The following is a 17,291-nucleotide window of genomic DNA, read 5'->3' as shown; positions in this document are numbered from 1 at the left end:
GTGGCGAGACGGGTCTTCATCCACCTGGGGCTGCCGAAGACGGCGACCACCTACCTCCAGACGATCTTGTGGAGCTCGCGCGACCAGCTGCGGGCTGACGGGGTGTTGCTGCCCGGTGACGAGCGGCGCGACCACCTGTGGGCCTCGCGCGTGATCCGCGAGGACCCCAACCTCGACAAGCACCCCGAGCTCCATCGCACGTCGTGGGCGCGCCTGCGCGCGGAGCTGGCGGACTGGGACGGCGACGGACTGGTCAGCCACGAGTTCTTCGCCGCAGCATCACCGCGTCAGGCAGCCGCCATGGTCGCCGACCTGGCTCCGGCCGAGGTGCACCTCGTGGCGACCGCCCGCGAGCCGCTGGGTCTGTTCACGGCCAGCTGGCAGGAGAGCCTGAAGAACCGCAGCACGGTGCCGCTGCCCGAGTACGCCCGCACGGTGTCCAAGAGCCCCAACGCCATCTGGAACTGGCGGACCCTCGATCTGAGACTCGTCCTGCGCCGCTGGGCCGGCGACCTTCCGCCGGAGCACGTGCATGTGCTCCCTGTTCATCGCGGGGGTCGCCGTGAGGCCATCTGGGAGACCTATGCCGCACTGATCGGCGTCGACCCCTCGGCGTACGACACCGGGCAGTCCTTCCCCAACGAGTCGATGGGCGTCGTGGAGGCAGAGACGCTGCGGCGCGTCAACGAGCACCTGGGCTCCTTCGAGCGGGCCTTCGACCGCGGGGTCTACATCCGCACGTACCTCGCCGACGAGCGCCTGGTGCCCCGCGGCGGCGACCGCTACTGGCCCGAGCCCGACCAGGTCGAGGAGTGCCGCGCGAGAGGCCGTGACGCGGTCGAGTTCGTGCGCGAGCGTGGCTTCGACGTCCGTGGCGACCTCGACGACCTGCTGGTGCCCGAGGTCCTCGAGCCTCGTCGTTCGGTCGCCTCCGTCACCGATGCGGAGGTCGCCGAGGTCGCCGTGCAGCTGGTCGCCCGGATGCTCGGGGACGTACGGGACCTGCGGGGTGGCTCCGCTGGTTGAGGAGGTTGCGCAGCGACGGTCTCGAAACCAGGTGCTGGCACTGGTCAACCAGGGTCAACCAGAGAAGGGACCGGCGGTGGCGGTGCCGACGACCATGTAGTGGTCGCTGACGTCGCCCATGGTGCTGCGGTCCTCGATGTAGTTGCTGAAGCTGACGTTGCCCCAGCCCAGGACCCAGTCGACTGCCAGCGCACCGGCCGGCCGGCAGCCGCCAGCGGTGCTGCCGCCGATCGCGGCGACCATGCCGGTGATGGGCGCGACGCGGCAGAAGAACTCGGCGCGGTCGTTCATGTCGCCGGTCAAGAAGATCGGGATGCCCTCGGACTTGAGTCGGTTGACGGTCGCAGCGGCGGTGTAGTGACCGGCGCGTCGGGTGGCGGCGTAGCTGCCCCCACCTGCCGAGGCGTGCATGTTGAGCACGTAGAACTCGCGGCCGGACTCCTTGTCACGCAGCCGCAGGATGGTCTGCGGGCGGTCGGCGTGCATGAAGTGGATGGTGAAGTAGCTGCCCGACACGAACTCGAACCGCGAGTCGTCGTAGAGGATCGAGTTGTCGGTCTCCCTCGAGCCGAACGCGTAGCCGGGGTAGGCGGCGAAGCCGGTCTGGGCCTGGAAGGCGTTGAGCTGGTCGGGCTGCAGCTCCTGCATGCCGACGATGTCGACGCCGAAGGAGCGGAACCTGGCCACGGCTCGCGGGGTGCGGACGCTCGCCGGGGGGTACTTCGGGTGGTCGCCGGTCCGGGTCGAGTGCTGGCTCCCGAGCACATTGAAGGTGGCGATCTGGAACGTCATCGTCTGCCTGGCGGCCTCGCGCTCGGCAGCACGACGCAAGTCGGCGTCGATCTGGGCCTTGGTCTTGTGCACGATGAGGTGGCCCGACACGACCTTCGGCGGCTTGGAGGACTCGCCTGTGCCGCGGGTGGCGCCGCGTGAGACGAGCACCTCGCGGGTCGCGGACTGGCCGCGGGTGGAGCGCTGCTTCTTGGTCACCAGGCCGGACAGCGGCTGCTGGGCGGTGAGGCTGAGGGAGGCCTCGGAGGTGGCCTGCGCCTCGCGCTGCTTGAGCCCGACGGTCACCACGGCAGCCGTGGTGAGGGACACTGCCAGGACCGTCACCAGAGGGACGACGGACCCGAGGGACCTGCCACCACGGCGACGTCGGTGATCCGTGTGCCGCCCGGACATGGCGGGGAGTCTATCCGCGCCGCGCCGTGGCGACGATTCAACGCCCAGATTGGGCGCCCTTTACCCTGAGACGTGCCCACCGATGTCCGCCACTTCAGGCCCGACATCCAGGGACTGCGTGCGCTGGCGGTGCTGCTGGTCATCGTCGCCCACTCGGGCTTCACGACCGTCTCCGGAGGGTTCGTGGGGGTCGATGTCTTCTTCGTCATCTCCGGCTTCCTGATCACCTCCCTGCTGGTCCGTGAGGCTGCTCGGACAGGGCGCATCTCCCTGCTCGGCTTCTACTCCCGGCGCGCCAGGCGCATCCTGCCGGCCGCCGCGGTCGTCGCGGTCGCCACCGTCGTGGCCTCGATCCTGTTCCTGCCGCTGGTGCGGGCCGTCGAGGTGATCAAGGACTCCGTGTGGGCCGCCGCCTTCGCTGCCAACATCCGGTTCGCCTCCGTGGGCACCGACTACTTCGCCAAGGGCGAGCCGGCCTCCCCGCTGCAGCACTACTGGTCGTTGTCGGTCGAGGAGCAGTTCTATCTGGTGTGGCCCCTGCTCCTCGTCGCTGCCGCGACGCTCGCGGCGTCACGGGGCGGTCGGCTCGGCCGACGTACTCCTCTGCTCCTGGTCGGCGGCCTGAGTGCTGCCTCGATGGCGTGGTCGATCTATGCGACCTACGAGTCGCCGACGACCGCCTACTTCTCCACGCTGACCCGCGCCTGGGAGCTCGGCGTGGGTGCCGGCCTGGCCGTGCTGATGTCGCGTGGAGTGATCCGTCCGCCGCAGTGGCTGGTGCAGGTCCTCGGCCTGCTCGGCCTGGGCGCGGTGTTGCTGGCCTGCCTGTGGTACTCGCCGCAGACCCGGTTCCCGGGCTACCAGGCGTTGCTCCCCGTCGTCGGCACGGCCCTGCTGCTGTACGCCGGGGGAGACCCGCGATCGACGCTCGCATCACGGTTGCTGTCGATGCGGCCGGCGCGGGTCGTCGGCGACTGGTCCTACTCGCTGTACCTGTGGCACTGGCCCATCCTCAGGATCGCCGAGGACCGGCTGCACGTCGCCCGACTCCCGATCGAGAAGCTGCTCGTGGCTCTCGTCTTGATCTTCGGGCTCAGCGCGCTGACCTACCGCTTCGTGGAGGAGCCCTTCCGTCGCGGTCGGCTGTGGGCTCGTCCGAGGTTCGGGGTGGCGCTCTACCCGATGAGCCTGGTGATGGTCATGGTCGTTGCCGTCTCGGGTCGCGCCTGGGTCGACCAGGAGCTGGGCGTCAACGGTGACAACCCGGCGATCACGACGGCGGACTTCCATGGCCAGAAGCTCAGCAAGGACCCCCACGTCGCTCTCGTGCAGGCCTCGACGCTGGCCGCCCAGGAGGGCAAGCCGATCCCGAGCGACCTGGTGCCGGGTCTGTTGGGACTGCGCAAGGACACCGCGCCGCTCGGAGACTGCGACTACCGCACGGGCACTCGTGACCTGTGCGCCAACGGCGACGTCGACTCCGACAAGGTGATGGTGCTGGTCGGCGACTCCCACGCGCGGGCCTGGTCGCCGGCGTTCACCGAGCTCGGGCGTCAGCAGGGCTACCGCACCTACTACCTCGTGTTCAGTGGCTGCTCGGCCACGCGGGCCATCCAGGCGGAGCCCCAGAACCTGCGGCCGTGGGACGACTGCGAGAGCTTCAAGGACTGGGTCGTGCAGACCGTCGGCGACCTGAGCCCTGACGTGGTCGTGGTGGCGACGAGTGCGGTCTCACCGATCGTGGGCCCCGATGGTGAGCCGGTCGGCCTCGTCAAGGACCGCGACCAGTTCAAGGATCTCGTCAGCGCCGGCTTCGCCGAGGAGCTGGCCGAGCTGAAGCCGCTCACGGACAGGCTCGTGGTCCTCGGCAACACACCGAAGCTGCCCCGCGAGCCGGGCGTGTGCATGTCGCAGGGCGGCGGGGTGACTCTCGAGGACTGCCTGTTCAAGCGCGGCTCCCTGATGCACTCGATCCAGATGGACTTCAAGAAGGCGGCCGAGGGCCAGGGCGTGCCGTATGTGAACGCCCTGCCCTGGTTCTGCTACCGGCTGTTGTGCCCTCCGGTGATCGGCAACACGATCGCGATGCGCGACTCCGAGCACATGACCCCGGAGTACGCCGAGGAGCTCGCCGAGCCGTTGGCCGTGAAGCTCGGCATCGCTGCCCGCTGAGCCGGCTCGTCGCGCCTCGGCCCTTGTCGTGCGGAGCGCCTCACCCCAGGCCGGTAACCACAATCCCCAGTAATTACAGGGTTGTAGTTATCGCGAACCCGTTGCGTGTGACTGATGTGACTGGTGGGATTAGCGCACCAATCTTCGGATTGCGGCCCGTGATCGGTTGCCAAACAGGAAGATTTCGTCGTGCCCCACCGTGGTCCTTCCCCCCTCCGACAGGGACCCGCTCGCCGACTGGCGACTGGTCTGCTCATCGTGACGACTGCTCTGGTGACCTCGTCCCTCGCCGTCACCTCGCCGGCTACTGCGCGGTCGAGCCTGCGCATCGTGCAGCCGCTGTCCGCGCCGGTGGCACCTGCTGCCGAAGGCGTCATCCGCATCACCGAGGCCAACCTGCTCTCGGGTCAGCCCGACGGCAACTTCCAGGCGGACGCAAGGCTGGTGATCAGCAACCAGCCGGACTTCATCACCTACAACGAGGTGCCGTGGCGCAAGGACGTGTTCTTGGCCCCGCCGGGCTACGCACTGTTCCGGACCCCGGGTCAGTACACCGGTGAGACTCCTGTCGCCTGGCGCACCGACAAGTGGACGGCCATCAACCAGGGCACGCTCATGGTCTGCTACAAGAAGGGCCGCCTGCCCGGCCAGAAGGTCGACTGGGGGATCCGTTACGCCAACTGGGTGACCCTGCAGGGCATCGACGGGCACGTCATCTCGGTCATCTCTGCCCACCTGCCCCCGGTCACCTCGATCACCGAGGGCCTGCAGGAGAAGGGCCTGCACCGGATCGGCGCGCTGGCCAACACGCTCTCGGCCTACGGCCCGGTGCTGATGGCCGGCGACATGAACTTCCACTATGGGCCGCGGCAGTACCCGCGCGAGCTGCTCGCGTCGTACGGCTTCACCTCGACCTACGACGTGCTGGGTACGAGCTTCCCGACCGGTGACCACCGTGGCGCGACGATCGACTACGTCTTCCTCAAGGACACCGCTCGCCTCAACGTGGTGGCGCACTACAACCAGGAGCTCTACTCCGACCACGACGCCGTCACCGCGGACCTGACCTTCACCGATGCTCCGACGGACGTGCCGGTGAGCTTCGCCCCCGGCACCTACACCAACTCGCCAACGGCCACGCGCTCGCTGCAGCGCTCGGTGCTCGATCTGGTCGTCAAGGCCGTCGACAACACGCCGCCCGGAGCCGCGATCCACCTGACCACGGCCAAGCTCGGGGACAAGCGGCTGACGGCGGCTCTCAAGGCGGCCCACGAACGCGGCGTGCACGTCCAGCTGGTCACCCGCCGGGAGCGTCCGTCCGGCCAGGAGCTGGAGATGCAGGCGCTGCTGGGCCAGAAGGTCTGGCGCAAGAGGTGGGCTGTCGGCTGCTGGCGGGTCTGCCGCACGATCGAGAGTCGCGGCAAGCTGCCGGAGACCAGGGTGCTGATCAGCCAGTCGGGCCTGACCAAGGCGCTGCGCATCGACATCGACGAGCCGATGGTCTACTCGACAGCGAGGACCTTGACCACGGCGCGGGTGATGACCACCCAGAACGCCTACGACGGAGCGTTCCTGCGCTTCTTCCGGCTGGTGAACCGCACGGTGTGACTGGGTTTCGAGACGGGCGCTAGAGCGCCCTCCTCAACCAACAGGCTCAGTGTGGCTTGGGCCATAGCCGGTCGCGGCTCGCGCAGATAGCGTCCGGCCTCATGGCGCGCCTGTGTGAGACCGACGGACTGACCGACGACCAGACCGAGATCCTCAAGGCAGTCAGGCAGTTCGTCGAGAAGGAGATCCTCCCGGTCGCGACCGCGCTCGAGCACGCGGACGAGTACCCCACCGCGATCGTCGAGGGACTCAAGGAGCTGGGTCTGTTCGGACTGATGATCCCCGAGGAGTACGGCGGTCTCGGCGAGTCACTGCTGACCTACGCACTGGCCGTCGAGGAGATCGCGCGCGGCTGGATGAGCGTGAGCGGCATCATCAACACCCACTTCATCGTCGCCTACATGCTGCTGCGGCACGGTACGGAGGAGCAGAAGCAGAAGTACCTCCCGCGGATGGCGACCGGCGAGGTGCGCGGCGCCTTCTCGATGTCAGAGCCCGGGTGCGGGTCCGACGTGGCCGCGATCACGACCAAGGCCGTGGTCTCGACGAGCTCGGCCGGCGAGCAGCCGGAGTACACCATCACCGGCCAGAAGATGTGGCTGACCAACGGTGGCTCGGCCAACCTGGTCGCCGTACTCGTCAAGACCGACGAGGGCCAGGACTCGGTCTACCGCAACATGACGACCTTCCTCGTCGAGAAGCAGGAGGGCTTCGGCGAGACGGCCCAGGGGGTCACCATCCCCGGCAAGATCGACAAGATGGGCTACAAGGGCGTCGACACCACCGAGATGGTCTTCGAGGGCCACCGGATCTCCGCGGACCAGATCCTGGGCGGTGAACCGGGCAAGGGCTTCTACCAGATGATGGACGGCGTCGAGGTCGGCCGCGTCAACGTCGCCGCCCGCGGCTGCGGTGTCGCCAACCGCGCCTTCGAGCTGGGCGTCGCCTACGCGCAGCAGCGCGAGACGTTCGGCAAGAAGATCGCCGAGCACCAGGCCGTTCTCTTCCGTCTCGCGGAGATGGCGACCAAGGTCGAGGCGGCCCACCAGATGATGGTGCGCGCGGCCCGCAAGAAGGACTCCGGCCAGCGCAACGACCTCGAGGCCGGCATGGCGAAGTACCTCGCCTCGGAGTACTGCGCCCAGGTGGTCGAGGACTCGTTCCGCATCCACGGCGGGTACGGCTTCTCCAAGGAGTACGAGATCGAGCGGCTCTACCGCGAGGCACCCATGCTGCTGATCGGGGAAGGTACGGCTGACATCCAGCGGATGATCATCGGCCGCCGCTTGCTGGAGGACTACGCGCTCTGAGGTCGAGGCGCCCTGAGGTCGAGGCGCTCTGAGCCGAACAACATCGACGCGGGCTTGGCGGGCGTGTCATGGTGGATGCGCGTCTCCACCCATCACCCGTCATCTCCGTAGGAGGAACGATGCCCGCCTCGAGTGACCAGTCAGGTGCCAACGAGGACCTCAAGGCCAAGATGCGAGAGGCGCTCGATCGCAAGAAGAAGGGCGGCTCTGGCGGCCTTCACGGCGACAACCCGCTGAAGGAGAAGGCCCACGGCTCCGAGGTCTCCGGCGGCTCCGCTCCGAAGATGCACCGCCGCAAGGCCGGCGGCGGCGGGTCCTGATCGGCACACATCAGCCGTTCTCCTGATCCAGTTCGCGCCGCCTGAGGGCCTCTCGCGCAGCGGCGCCGAAACGCTGTGCCGCCGCTTGTCGTGAGATACCCAGGATCGTGCCGATGGCCTGCCACGACGCGCCGAACAGCCACGTCTTCGTGACGGCTCGAGTCAGCTCCTCCTCGGCCTCCTGGATCTGGCGGCGCGCAGCGTCGCGGACGGCCTCGACCCGGTCGCGGGCCGCGGCGAGAGGGGCCACGAGATCACGCCGTACGTCGGACCGGTCCACACCGACCCAGACTCCGGGCGAGATCGCCTGGGAGAGCTCACGCTTGGTGCTGGGTCGGGACTTCACACCACGAACCTGGCATGGTGGACGCGGCACAGGTCCGCTTTTTCCACACCCGCCATCGTGACCGGGGCGGCCTGGTGAGCACTCTGCCGGTGTCAAGCGGCTGTTGACAGTCGCGGAGCGGAGCGAAGGTGTCAGGCGAGGCAGGACTTGTCGCGCTCCCGTTCAGCCACGCCATCGTGACCTTTCCCACGGGTCCGCCACGTTCACACTCACCGTCGACACCGGCACGATGGGCGCCATGCAGTTCGGCCGTAGCTATGAGGAGTTCGAGGTCGGTGCCGTCTACCAGCACTGGCCGGGCAAGACGGTGACCGAGTACGACGACCACCTGTTCTGCCTGCTGACCATGAACCATCACCCGCTGCACCTCGACAGCCACTACGCCGAGGAGACCACGCAGTTCGGCAAGAACGTCGTGGTCGGCAACTACGTCTATTCGATCCTGCTGGGCATGAGCGTGCCCGACATCTCGGGCAAGGCGATCGCCAACCTGGAGATCGAGTCGCTGCGTCACGTCGCGCCGACCTTCCACGGCGACACGCTCTACGGCGAGACCACCGTCCTCGACAAGTGGGAGTCGAAGTCCAAGGACGACCGTGGCGTCGTCCACGTCGAGACGATCGGCTACAACCAGGACGGCAAGGTCGTCTGCATCTTCCGGCGCAAGGTGATGGTGCCCAAGCAGAGCTACCTCGACGACCGCGGCGGCGAGCAGCCCGGTCGCCCCGTCCCGCAGCCCGACAAGAACTGGCCCGGACAGTAGCGGGCGCTACGGCCTGAACGCCTTGGCCAGCGGCAGCAGTCCGAGCACCAGCACCATCGGTACGGCGAACCCGACGCGCAGCGAGCCGGCGCCCACGAGACCGGTCATCACCGCACCCAGCAGTGCGCCGACGTAGTTGAACTGGTTGAAGCGCGCGATCACGGCGTCGACCCGAGCTCGTCGCTGCGCAGGGTCGAGCTCCCCACCCGCGATCCGCGCGGCGGCCGAGAAGCTCAAGGGCGCCACCACCGCGACCCCGGCGCCCATCACCAGGAACCCCAGCACCGCAACGGGCCACGAGGGGGCGAACACCACGACCGCCAGGCCGAGACACGCCACGAGCGCGCCGACGCGCAGCACGAGCACCGGGCCGTGGCGGCGTACGAGTCCGTCGCCGGCGAGGCGCACGAGACCACTTGCCAGCAAGTAGGGAAACGTCGCCAGGGCCACCAGGTCCGAAGGCGCGTCCACGGCGCGGTCGAGGTAGGTCGGCCCCCACGTGAACGCTGCGGTGTCGACCATGTAGAAGAGCACCAGCGCGGCGCCGACCAGCAGGATCGGCCGCCACGGCACGGCGCTGTCGACCTCGGGTGCCCCGGACCGCTCGTGCGCGAGATAGGGCGCAGCGACGGCCGCCAGGGGAACCACCGCCAGCAGGGCCACCCAGTCCAGCGCCACGTGCGCGGTTGCCAGGGTCAAGGCCGAGGCGACCAGGCCACCGAGCGTCCAGGACCCGTGGAAGGACGGCAGGATCGGCCGGTCATAGCGGTGCTCGAGCGCGACCGCCTGCATGTTGACCACGGCGTCCACGATGCCCAGCACCACGCCGTACGCCGCCACCGCTGCGTAGAAGACGGCAACGGAGGGGGCCAGGACGGCGATCGGCACCACGGCGGCCATCGCGACCAGCGAGGCGCGCAGCAGAGCCGCCGACCCGACCTGCGGGGCCAGGCGCTCCGCGAGCAGCGTGCCGACTCCGGCCAACAGCACCAGGCCGAGCAGGAGCAGCGACAGCTCCACCTCCGACAGCGACCACAGGTCGGAGAAGTCCGGCAGCCTCGTCGTCAGGCTGATGAACACGAAGCCCTGGATGAGGAACGCCGCGGCGACCGCCAACCGGCTCCGGCTCAGGCTCACGGCCCGCATCCTGCCCTACGGTGGGCGCGTGACGACGTGGGAGCGCCGGACGGAGTGGCCGCTGACCATTGCCGCCGTGGTCTTCCTCGGCGCCTACGCCTGGCCCATCCTCGACCCGGGTCTGCCCGACGTGCTCGCCACGACCTGCGCCACGATCACCTGGGTGGTCTGGGCCTTGTTCGCCGCAGACTATGTCGCTCGGGTGTCCCTGGCCGATGACCGCGTCTCGTGGGTGGTGCGGCACCCACTCGAGCTGTTCGTCCTGGTGCTGCCCATGTTCCGGCCGCTGCGAGCCCTGCGCCTGGTCACGTTGCTGCGGGTGTTGAACCGCAGCGCTGCCGGAAACCTCAGTGGTCGCGTGGCCATCTACGTGACGGCAGGGTCCTCGTTGATCGCCTTCATCGCTGCGCTGGCCGCGCTGGAGGCCGAGCGCGACGCCGACGGTGCCCTGATCACCTCCTTCGGAGACGCGATGTGGTGGGCCTGCACGACGATGACGACCGTGGGGTACGGCGACACCTATCCGGTCACCACCACGGGCAGGTTCATCGGGGTGGGCTTGATGATCGGCGGCATCGCGCTGCTCGGCACGGTCACGGCCACGTTCGCGTCGTGGCTGGTCAACGCCGTGCGCGACGAGCAGGAGGCGACCGAGGACGAGCTCGACGACGTGCAGGCACAGCTGCGAGTGGTCCGCGAGCAGCTCGACCGCCTTCTGGAGGAGCGGCGATGAGCGACTACCCCGACGCCGAGGTGTGGGTCGTGCGGCACGGCGAGACCGAGTGGAGCAAGGCCGGACGGCACACCTCCTCGACCGATCTGCCGCTGACTTCCGAGGGAGAGCGGGTGGCCAAGCTGCTGCACGAGCGCCTGGCTGGCAGGTCGTTCGACCTGGTGCTGACCAGCCCGATGCAGCGTGCGCGGGTCACCGCGGGCCTGGCCGGGTTTGCGGACGCAGAGGTCGACGACGACCTGGTCGAGTGGGCCTACGGCGACTACGAGGGCCGCACGAGCGCCGAGATCCGCGGGGACGTGCCCGGGTGGACGATCTGGACCCATGAGGCACCGGGTGGCGAGACCCCCGCGCAGGTGAGCGAACGTCTCGACCGCGTCGTGGCGCGCCTTCGCGAGGTGCCGGACCGCGCTCTCGTCTTCGGACACGGCCACGCCCTGCGAGCCCTGACTGCCCGGTGGCTCGGGCTGCCGGTCACCGACGGCCGGTTGTTCCGCCTGGACACCGCGACCTTGTCGCGTCTGGGGTACGAGCGGGAGAACCCCGTCATCCTCGCCTGGAACTCCTGACCTGCCGGCGGTTGAGGAGGGCGCGCAGCGCCTGTCTCGAAACCCCGCCCTTGACGACCGGCGGTCCCGTCACGACGGTGGACCCATGGGCCTGGTCGCGGGCTGTCCCCGCTGCGCCACCGACGTGGAGATCGCCGAGGGTGACGGCCGACCCCGTTGCCCCCTGCACGGCGAGGTGTCGCGGCCGCTGTGGCGCCCGCACGACGAGTCGGGGGTGTCCTACGACGGGTTCACCCTGCACCTCGACGCGGCCGACGGCTTCCCGACGTACGTGCCGTGGCCGATGAGCCCGGGCTGGGCCGTGACCGACTTCGCGGTCGTCGCAGGGGACCGCCCGTGGGCGACACTGACGTGCGTGTCAGGGACCAGCGAGCTCGACGGCCCGGTTGACGTGCTCGTGGTCGCGGAGGAGCCCGGCACGGGACTGGGGTCACGGTGCGCGGGCATCGACCGCAGCGACCCTGGTCGCGAGGTGGGGGAGGGGCAGCCGGCCGCGCGGGTCCGGATCGGTAGTCAGAGCGTCCCCCTGTGGGTGGTCTCGACGTCCTCGTCGGACGATCGGTTCGACCGGTCGGTGTTCGCCGGTGAAGCAGACGGTCGCTGGCTGTGGCTCGTACTGCGGCCCGCCTCGGCCATGTTGCTGCTGCGCGACGACTGGATCCTGCGCGACGTCTCGTCGGTCGGCCCACAGCTCGTGGAGATGGCGTTCGGAGGGCCCCGGCCGGTGTGGTGAGGATCTGCCAGGGTGGGCACGTGCTGATCGACCTCCACACCCACTCGCGCGCCTCCGACGGCACGCAGAGCCCGGCGGAGGTGATGGCCGCGGCAGCTCGGGCGGGCCTCGACGTGGTCGCACTGACCGACCACGACACGATGCAGGGCTGGGAGGAGGCGAGCGCGGCAGCCACGGAGCTCGGGCTCGACCTGGTGCTCGGCATCGAGATCAGCACGCGCTTCGGCTCGGCCGGGGTGCACCTGCTCGCCTACCTTCCCGATCGCGACGACCCGGATCTGGTCGCCACGCTCGAGCGGATCCTCGAGGGCCGCAACGACCGGGTGCCCGCGATCGTCGAACGGCTCCGCGAGGTCGGCGTCGACCTCACCGAGGACGACGTACGACGGGAGTCGGCCGGCACGCCCGCCCCTGGTCGGCCCCACGTGGCCGATGCCCTCGTCGCACGTGGGGTGGTCGGTTCGCGAGTGGAGGCCTTCGAGCGGTACCTGAACCCGGGGCGTCCGGGCTACGCGCGGCGCTTCGCCGCCGACCTCGAGGACGTCGTGCCGCTGGTGGTCGCCGCCGGCGGCGTACCCGTGGTGGCGCACCCCTGGGGCCGCACGGCTCGGGCGGAGCTGACCGTCGAGGCCTTCGGCGAGCTGCGCGAGCTGGGGCTTGCCGGCATTGAGGTCGACCACCAGGACCACAGCCCCGCCGAACGGGAGCAGCTGCGCGCCATCGCCCGCGACCTCGACCTGGTCGTGACGGGGTCGAGTGACTACCACGGCGCCGGCAAGGTCGACCACGAGCTGGGCTGTCACACGACCGCACCCGAGGAGCTCGCCCGGATCCGCGAGCTCGCCGAGCGGGCGCGAGCGACAAGGGCAGCGGGGCCGAGCCGGTGAGCGACGTCCTCGACACCACGTTGATGACGAGTGCGTTCGTGACGCTCTTCGTGATCATGGACCCGGTCGGCACCGTGCCGATCTTCTTGTCGCTGACCAGCGGACGCTCGAAGGCGACCGCACGGCGCGCCGCCTGGCAGGCCGTCGGCGTCTCCTTCGTGGTGATCTCGGCCTTCGCGTTCTTCGGGCAGCGGATCCTGGACTACCTGCACATCTCGCTCCCCGCGCTCCAGTGCGCAGGCGGACTGCTCCTGCTGCTCGTCGCGCTCGAGCTGCTCACCGGCAACGAGAAGGAACCCACCCAGCAGGTAGGCACCAACGTCGCCCTCGTGCCTCTCGGCACCCCGCTGCTCGCCGGTCCCGGCGCGATCGTGGCCACCATGCTGTTCTCTCGGCGGGTCCACGACTTCGGCGACTTCACGGCCGTCGCGCTGGCCGTCGTACTCGTGCATCTGTGCATCTGGGCGGCGATGCGCTACTCGCTGCCCATCTTGCGGCTGATCCGCGAGTCGGGCGTCCTGCTCGTCACCCGCATCGCCGGCCTGCTGCTCTCCGCCATCGCCGTGCAGCTCGTCGCCGACGCCGTGCGCGCCTTCATCGCCGGCGAGGGGTAGCTACCTCCTCCCGACGTTCTGGAACCGTTGGGAGATGCGGGTGGGCACCATCCGCGTGATGGCGGTGATCGCCTTGTACTGACCACCCGGGACCGACAGGGTCTTGCCCTTGTCGAAGTCCTTGAGGCACTCGGCCACCAGGAAGTCGGCCTCGAGCCAGAGGTACCCGGTGCCGCGGCGCACGTCCATCCGCTGGTGGAACTCGGTCTTGGTGAACCCCGGGCAGAGCGTGGTGACGGTGACGCCCCTGCCGCGGTACTCGTTGGCGGCCCAGGTGCCGAAGCTGTTCACGTAGGCCTTGGCGGCGGAGTACGAGCCGCGCGGCAAGAAGGCAGCCACGCTCGAGACGTTGATGATCCCGCCACGTCCGCGAGCCGACATCGCTCCCAGTGCTGCGTGGCACAGCCGCATCACAGCTACGACGAGGACGTCGAGCATCGCCTGCTCCTGCTCGACGTCGTTGTCGCCGAACCGCTTCTTGAGCCCGAAACCGGCATTGTTGACGAGCAGGTCGACGGGCCTGTCGAGGGAGGCGACCCGCGCCTCCACGACCGCCAGCTGGGCCCGGTCCACGAGGTCGGCGGCCAGCACCTCGGCCCCGACGCCGTACGTCGCCCGGAGCTCGCCTGCCACCGCTTCCAGACGCTCGGTGTCACGGGCCACGAGCACCAGGTCGTGGCCGCGGGCGGCGAGCTGGCGGGCGAACTCGAGGCCGATACCGGCGGTGGCGCCGGTCACGAGGGCGGTAGGCATGCCTCGATCGAAGCAGGTTGCTGCCGGGATTGGGCGTCCGGGTCCGGCATGATGGGCCGTGATGACTTCCCCGACGAGCTCCTTGTCCGCGCATCGCGTCACCACCTTGGCCGTCGCCAACCAGAAGGGTGGCGTGGCCAAGACCACCAGTGTGGCCTCGCTCGGCGCCGCTCTGGCCGAGCTCGGCCACTCGGTGCTGCTGGTCGACCTCGACCCGCAGGCCTGCCTCACGTTCTCCCTCGGCATCGACCCGGAGGACGTCGAGCTGTCGGTCCACCACGTGCTCACCAAGGGCACCCACGTCGACGAGGTCGTCATCGAGACCGACGACGGCGTCGACCTGCTGCCCGCCACCATCGAGCTGGCGCGCGCCGAGGCCGACCTGCTCACCCGCACCGGCCGCGAGCAGGTGCTGAAGGCCGCCCTGGCCGACCTCCTCGACGACGAGGAGGGCTCGACCTACGACTGGGTCCTGCTCGACTGCCCGCCCTCGCTCGGCGTGCTGACCGTCGCGGCGCTGACCGCCGCCGACGGCGTGCTGATCCCGCTGCAGTGCGAGACCTTGTCCCATCGCGGCGTCGGGCAATTGCTCGACACGGTCCACGACGTACGCCGGTTCACCAACCCCGACCTCGAGGTCTGGGGCGTGCTGCCGACGCTGTACGACGGTCGCACCAACCACGCTCGCACGGTGCTGGAGACGATCAGCTCGACCTACGACCTCGAGGTCATCGAGCCGCCGATCCCCAAGACCATCAAGTTCGCGGAGGCTCCCGCCGCCGGTCGCTCCATCCTGGCCACCTCACGCAGCAGCAAGGGTGCCAAGGCCTACCGCGAGGCGGCCGTCCACCTCGTCGAGCGCAGCCAGCGTCCCCGCATGCGGGGCAAGTCCAGGAAGCGATGAGCAGGCCGTGAGCAAGCACCGGGCTCTCGAGGTCCGCCCCCGCTACGGCCGGATGGGTGCCGCCTTCGCGTCCCTCGGGGTGACGCTGGTGGCGGTGATGGGTGGGTTCGGGGTGCTGCCGGTCTCATCCGGCCAGGCCAACGCCTCCAACCAGCCGCTCGCGAGCCAGCAGTCCGGTGCTCCGGCCTCGACGGAGTCGACCCCTCCTGTCGACGAGCCTGCGGCCAAGCCCCGCAAGCACCGCCGGGGCGCAGGCGTCGGCTCGTCCGCCGACGCCACCGAGACCAAGACCAGCCCCCAGCAGGACAAGACCTTGCCCAAGGGCTCGGGCAAGGGCAAGCGCGTGGTGTTCAGCGAGAGCCGGCAACGGGTCTGGCTCGTCAACGCGGACAACTCGGTGGCACGCACCTACCTCGTCTCCGGCAGCATCTACGACAACCTCGACCCCGGAGCGTTCAACGTCTACTCGCGTTCGGAGGACGCCTGGGGCGTCGACGACTCGGGCAGCATGAAGTACTTCGTGCGCTTCACCCAGGGCGACAGCGGCGCCGCCATCGGCTTCCACGACATCCCGATCAAGGACGGCGTGCCTGCCCAGACGGAGGCGCAGCTCGGTACTCCGCTCAGCCACGGCTGCATTCGTCAGCGACGGCCCGACGCGATCGCCTTGTGGAACTTCGCCCCGCTCGGCACGTCGGTGATCGTCACCGCCTGACGCGGCTCAGGCGGACTCGGCGGCCGGCTTGCTGGGGCGACGACGACGGCGGTTGCGCGTGCTTGCGGGACGGTCCGAGCCGGCCGGTGCGGCGTCGCCCGTGACGGCCTCGACCGCCGGCGCGGCGGAGGTCTCCCCGCCGCGAGTGCGGCGGCGGCTGCGGTTGCGGGCCGGTCGCTCGGGACGCTCGGTCCTCTCCGCCCGCTCACGTGCAGGACGCTCGACCGGGGCGGGGTCGACGATGCGACCCTTGGTGCCGGGCGCGATGCCGAGATCGTGGAAGAGGTGCTCGGAGGTCGAGTAGGTCTCCTGCGGGTCCTCGAAGGGCAGGTCGAGAGCCTTGTTGATCATCTTCCAGCGGGCGAGGTCGGCCCAGTCCACGAAGGTGATCGCGATGCCGGAGGCACCGGCGCGGCCGGTGCGGCCGATCCGGTGGATGTAGGTCTTCTCGTCCTCGGGGCAGGTGTAGTTGATGACGTGGGAGACGCCCTGGACGTCGATCCCACGCGCCGCGACATCGGTGGCGACGAGCACGCGGAGCTTGTCCTCGCGGAAACGGGTCAGGGCCTTCTCGCGCGCGACCTGGGCCATGTCGCCGTGCAGCGGCGCGGTCTTGAAGCCACGCTCGGCGAGGTCGTCGGCGACCCGCTGCGCCTGACGCTTGGTGCGCGTGAAGACGATGAACTTGTCGGCGTCCTCGGCTTGCAGGATGCGGCCGATGATCTCGGGCTTGTCGAGGTCGTGGGCCTGGTAGATGAACTGCGCCGTGGCCGGCACCAGCTGCGTGTCGTAGGACGACTCGGCGCGGATGTTCATCGGGTGGCGCATGTGGGTGCGAGCCAGCGACACGATCGCGGCCGGCATGGTCGCCGAGAACAGCATCGTCTGGCGGGTCTCGGGCGTCATCCCCAGCAGCTTCTCGACGTCGGGCAGGAAGCCGAGGTCGAGCATCTCGTCTGCCTCGTCGAGGACCAGCGCGTGCACGTGGCTGATGTCGAGGGCCCGCCGGTTGCACAGGTCGATGAGTCGCCCGGGCGTGCCCACCACGATGTCGACCCCTGCCGTGAGGGCGTCGAGCTGCTGCTCGTAGGGCACCCCGCCGTAGACGGTCAGGACCCGCAGGCCGCGGTCCTTGCTGGCCAGGTGGAGGTCGCCGGAGACCTGCAGTGCCAGCTCGCGGGTCGGGGCGACGATCAGCGCCTGCGGCTTGCCCTGGGGCAGCTCGGCGTAGGCGGGGTCCTTGGGCGCGATACTGCGCTGCATCACGGGGATGCCGAAGGCCAGCGTCTTGCCGGTGCCCGTGCGGGCCTGGCCGATCAGGTCGGTGCCGAGCAGGGCGACCGAGAGGGTCATCTCCTGGATGGCGAAGGGAGTGGTGATGCCGGCGCGCTCGAGCGCGTCGCAGATCTCGGGGTCGACCCCGAGCTCACGGAACGTGGTCACGGTTTTCAGTTCGCTTTCGATAGGTCCGTACGGCGGACCGGAAGCTCACTGGAGAACCGCTTGCTCGGGGTCT

The 17,291-nt window shown here is 69.5% G+C and carries 18 protein-coding genes; 13 read left to right on the top strand and 5 right to left on the bottom strand.

What is annotated here, in order from left to right:
* Nucleotides 1-1,026, top strand: coding sequence for a hypothetical protein (locus tag ISU10_RS01255; protein WP_194694522.1), 1,026 nt, complete (start codon nucleotides 1-3; stop codon nucleotides 1,024-1,026).
* A 54-nt stretch (nucleotides 1,027-1,080) separates the two neighbouring features.
* On the opposite strand, the gene ISU10_RS01250 is transcribed toward ISU10_RS01255, so the two are convergent.
* Complete coding sequence (locus ISU10_RS01250; RefSeq protein ID WP_194694521.1) at nucleotides 1,081-2,211, bottom strand: endonuclease/exonuclease/phosphatase family protein; 1,131 nt, start codon at nucleotides 2,209-2,211, stop codon at nucleotides 1,081-1,083.
* 72 nt (nucleotides 2,212-2,283) lie between these two features.
* Between ISU10_RS01250 and ISU10_RS23975 the strand changes: the two genes are divergently transcribed.
* The 4 genes from ISU10_RS23975 (at nucleotide 2,284) to ISU10_RS01230 (ending at nucleotide 7,621) form a co-directional block, all read left to right on the top strand.
* The gene (locus ISU10_RS23975) at nucleotides 2,284-4,383 is read left to right on the top strand and encodes an acyltransferase family protein (protein WP_194694520.1); all 2,100 of its coding nucleotides are present in this window, start codon (nucleotides 2,284-2,286) and stop codon (nucleotides 4,381-4,383) included.
* Between the two features lie 258 nt (nucleotides 4,384-4,641).
* The gene (locus tag ISU10_RS01240) at nucleotides 4,642-5,991 is read left to right on the top strand and encodes an endonuclease/exonuclease/phosphatase family protein (protein ID WP_194694519.1); all 1,350 of its coding nucleotides are present in this window, start codon (nucleotides 4,642-4,644) and stop codon (nucleotides 5,989-5,991) included.
* A gap of 101 nt (nucleotides 5,992-6,092) precedes the next feature.
* Nucleotides 6,093-7,301, top strand: a complete 1,209-nt coding sequence (locus ISU10_RS01235) for an acyl-CoA dehydrogenase family protein (RefSeq protein WP_194694518.1) — start codon at nucleotides 6,093-6,095, stop codon at nucleotides 7,299-7,301.
* A 119-nt stretch (nucleotides 7,302-7,420) separates the two neighbouring features.
* A complete protein-coding gene (locus tag ISU10_RS01230; protein ID WP_194694517.1) occupies nucleotides 7,421-7,621 on the top strand; it encodes a DUF5302 domain-containing protein in 201 nt (66 codons plus the stop codon).
* 10 nt (nucleotides 7,622-7,631) lie between these two features.
* Here ISU10_RS01230 and ISU10_RS01225 read toward each other — a convergent pair whose 3' ends face one another.
* Complete coding sequence (locus ISU10_RS01225) at nucleotides 7,632-7,967, bottom strand: hypothetical protein (RefSeq protein WP_194694516.1); 336 nt, start codon at nucleotides 7,965-7,967, stop codon at nucleotides 7,632-7,634.
* Nucleotides 7,968-8,205: 238 nt separating this feature from the next.
* Between ISU10_RS01225 and ISU10_RS01220 the strand changes: the two genes are divergently transcribed.
* The gene (locus tag ISU10_RS01220; RefSeq protein ID WP_194694515.1) at nucleotides 8,206-8,730 is read left to right on the top strand and encodes a MaoC family dehydratase; all 525 of its coding nucleotides are present in this window, start codon (nucleotides 8,206-8,208) and stop codon (nucleotides 8,728-8,730) included.
* Nucleotides 8,731-8,736: 6 nt separating this feature from the next.
* Here the strand turns inward: ISU10_RS01220 and ISU10_RS01215 are convergent, their stop codons facing one another.
* Nucleotides 8,737-9,876 (bottom strand): MFS transporter, encoded by a 1,140-nt coding sequence (locus ISU10_RS01215; RefSeq protein ID WP_194694514.1) that lies wholly within the window; start codon nucleotides 9,874-9,876, stop codon nucleotides 8,737-8,739.
* A 19-nt stretch (nucleotides 9,877-9,895) separates the two neighbouring features.
* Between ISU10_RS01215 and ISU10_RS01210 the strand changes: the two genes are divergently transcribed.
* The 5 genes from ISU10_RS01210 to ISU10_RS01190 all read left to right on the top strand — a co-directional run bounded on the left by ISU10_RS01210 (nucleotide 9,896) and on the right by ISU10_RS01190 (nucleotide 13,403).
* Nucleotides 9,896-10,600, top strand: coding sequence for a potassium channel family protein (locus tag ISU10_RS01210; protein WP_370864505.1), 705 nt, complete (start codon nucleotides 9,896-9,898; stop codon nucleotides 10,598-10,600).
* Nucleotides 10,597-11,169 (top strand): histidine phosphatase family protein, encoded by a 573-nt coding sequence (locus tag ISU10_RS01205; RefSeq protein WP_194694512.1) that lies wholly within the window; start codon nucleotides 10,597-10,599, stop codon nucleotides 11,167-11,169. Before ISU10_RS01210 ends, ISU10_RS01205 begins: the two co-directional genes overlap by 4 nt.
* A gap of 85 nt (nucleotides 11,170-11,254) precedes the next feature.
* Nucleotides 11,255-11,902 carry a DUF6758 family protein gene (locus ISU10_RS01200; RefSeq protein ID WP_228499034.1) on the top strand — a complete coding sequence of 216 codons (648 nt, stop codon included), beginning with the start codon at nucleotides 11,255-11,257 and terminating at the stop codon, nucleotides 11,900-11,902.
* Nucleotides 11,903-11,922: 20 nt separating this feature from the next.
* Complete coding sequence (locus ISU10_RS01195) at nucleotides 11,923-12,789, top strand: PHP domain-containing protein (RefSeq protein WP_194694511.1); 867 nt, start codon at nucleotides 11,923-11,925, stop codon at nucleotides 12,787-12,789.
* Complete coding sequence (locus tag ISU10_RS01190; protein ID WP_370864503.1) at nucleotides 12,786-13,403, top strand: MarC family protein; 618 nt, start codon at nucleotides 12,786-12,788, stop codon at nucleotides 13,401-13,403. The genes ISU10_RS01195 and ISU10_RS01190 overlap by 4 nt, the downstream gene beginning before the upstream one ends.
* Here the strand turns inward: ISU10_RS01190 and ISU10_RS01185 are convergent, their stop codons facing one another.
* The gene (locus tag ISU10_RS01185; RefSeq protein ID WP_194694510.1) at nucleotides 13,404-14,156 is read right to left on the bottom strand and encodes an SDR family NAD(P)-dependent oxidoreductase; all 753 of its coding nucleotides are present in this window, start codon (nucleotides 14,154-14,156) and stop codon (nucleotides 13,404-13,406) included.
* A 61-nt stretch (nucleotides 14,157-14,217) separates the two neighbouring features.
* Between ISU10_RS01185 and ISU10_RS01180 the strand changes: the two genes are divergently transcribed.
* On the top strand, nucleotides 14,218-15,060 hold the full coding sequence (locus tag ISU10_RS01180; RefSeq protein WP_194694509.1) for a ParA family protein: 843 nt from the start codon (nucleotides 14,218-14,220) through the stop codon (nucleotides 15,058-15,060).
* A gap of 7 nt (nucleotides 15,061-15,067) precedes the next feature.
* Nucleotides 15,068-15,775 (top strand): L,D-transpeptidase, encoded by a 708-nt coding sequence (locus ISU10_RS01175; RefSeq protein ID WP_194694508.1) that lies wholly within the window; start codon nucleotides 15,068-15,070, stop codon nucleotides 15,773-15,775.
* 6 nt (nucleotides 15,776-15,781) lie between these two features.
* On the opposite strand, the gene ISU10_RS01170 is transcribed toward ISU10_RS01175, so the two are convergent.
* Complete coding sequence (locus ISU10_RS01170; protein ID WP_194694507.1) at nucleotides 15,782-17,218, bottom strand: DEAD/DEAH box helicase; 1,437 nt, start codon at nucleotides 17,216-17,218, stop codon at nucleotides 15,782-15,784.
* Between the last annotated feature and the right edge of the window lie 73 nt (nucleotides 17,219-17,291).

This window comes from Nocardioides agariphilus, assembly GCF_015352445.1.
In the GTDB taxonomy this organism is placed as follows: Bacteria; Actinomycetota; Actinomycetes; order Propionibacteriales; family Nocardioidaceae; genus Nocardioides; species Nocardioides agariphilus.
The sequence above is the reverse complement of the archived record's forward strand: the minus strand, read 5'-3'. Positions and strand labels throughout refer to the sequence as shown.

Bases quoted from the DNA above. Each gene is read 5' to 3' on its own strand.
- ISU10_RS01250 (WP_194694521.1), bottom strand. From the start codon at position 2,211: ATGTCCGGGCGGCACACGGATCACCGACGTCGCCGTGGTGGCAGGTCC.
- ISU10_RS01235 (WP_194694518.1), top strand. From the start codon at position 6,093: ATGGCGCGCCTGTGTGAGACCGACGGACTGACCGACGACCAGACCGAG.
- ISU10_RS01230 (WP_194694517.1), top strand. From the start codon at position 7,421: ATGCCCGCCTCGAGTGACCAGTCAGGTGCCAACGAGGACCTCAAGGCC.
- ISU10_RS01220 (WP_194694515.1), top strand. From the start codon at position 8,206: ATGCAGTTCGGCCGTAGCTATGAGGAGTTCGAGGTCGGTGCCGTCTAC.
- ISU10_RS01215 (WP_194694514.1), bottom strand. From the start codon at position 9,876: ATGCGGGCCGTGAGCCTGAGCCGGAGCCGGTTGGCGGTCGCCGCGGCG.
- ISU10_RS01205 (WP_194694512.1), top strand. From the start codon at position 10,597: ATGAGCGACTACCCCGACGCCGAGGTGTGGGTCGTGCGGCACGGCGAG.
- ISU10_RS01200 (WP_228499034.1), top strand. From the start codon at position 11,255: ATGGGCCTGGTCGCGGGCTGTCCCCGCTGCGCCACCGACGTGGAGATC.
- ISU10_RS01185 (WP_194694510.1), bottom strand. From the start codon at position 14,156: ATGCCTACCGCCCTCGTGACCGGCGCCACCGCCGGTATCGGCCTCGAG.
- ISU10_RS01180 (WP_194694509.1), top strand. From the start codon at position 14,218: ATGACTTCCCCGACGAGCTCCTTGTCCGCGCATCGCGTCACCACCTTG.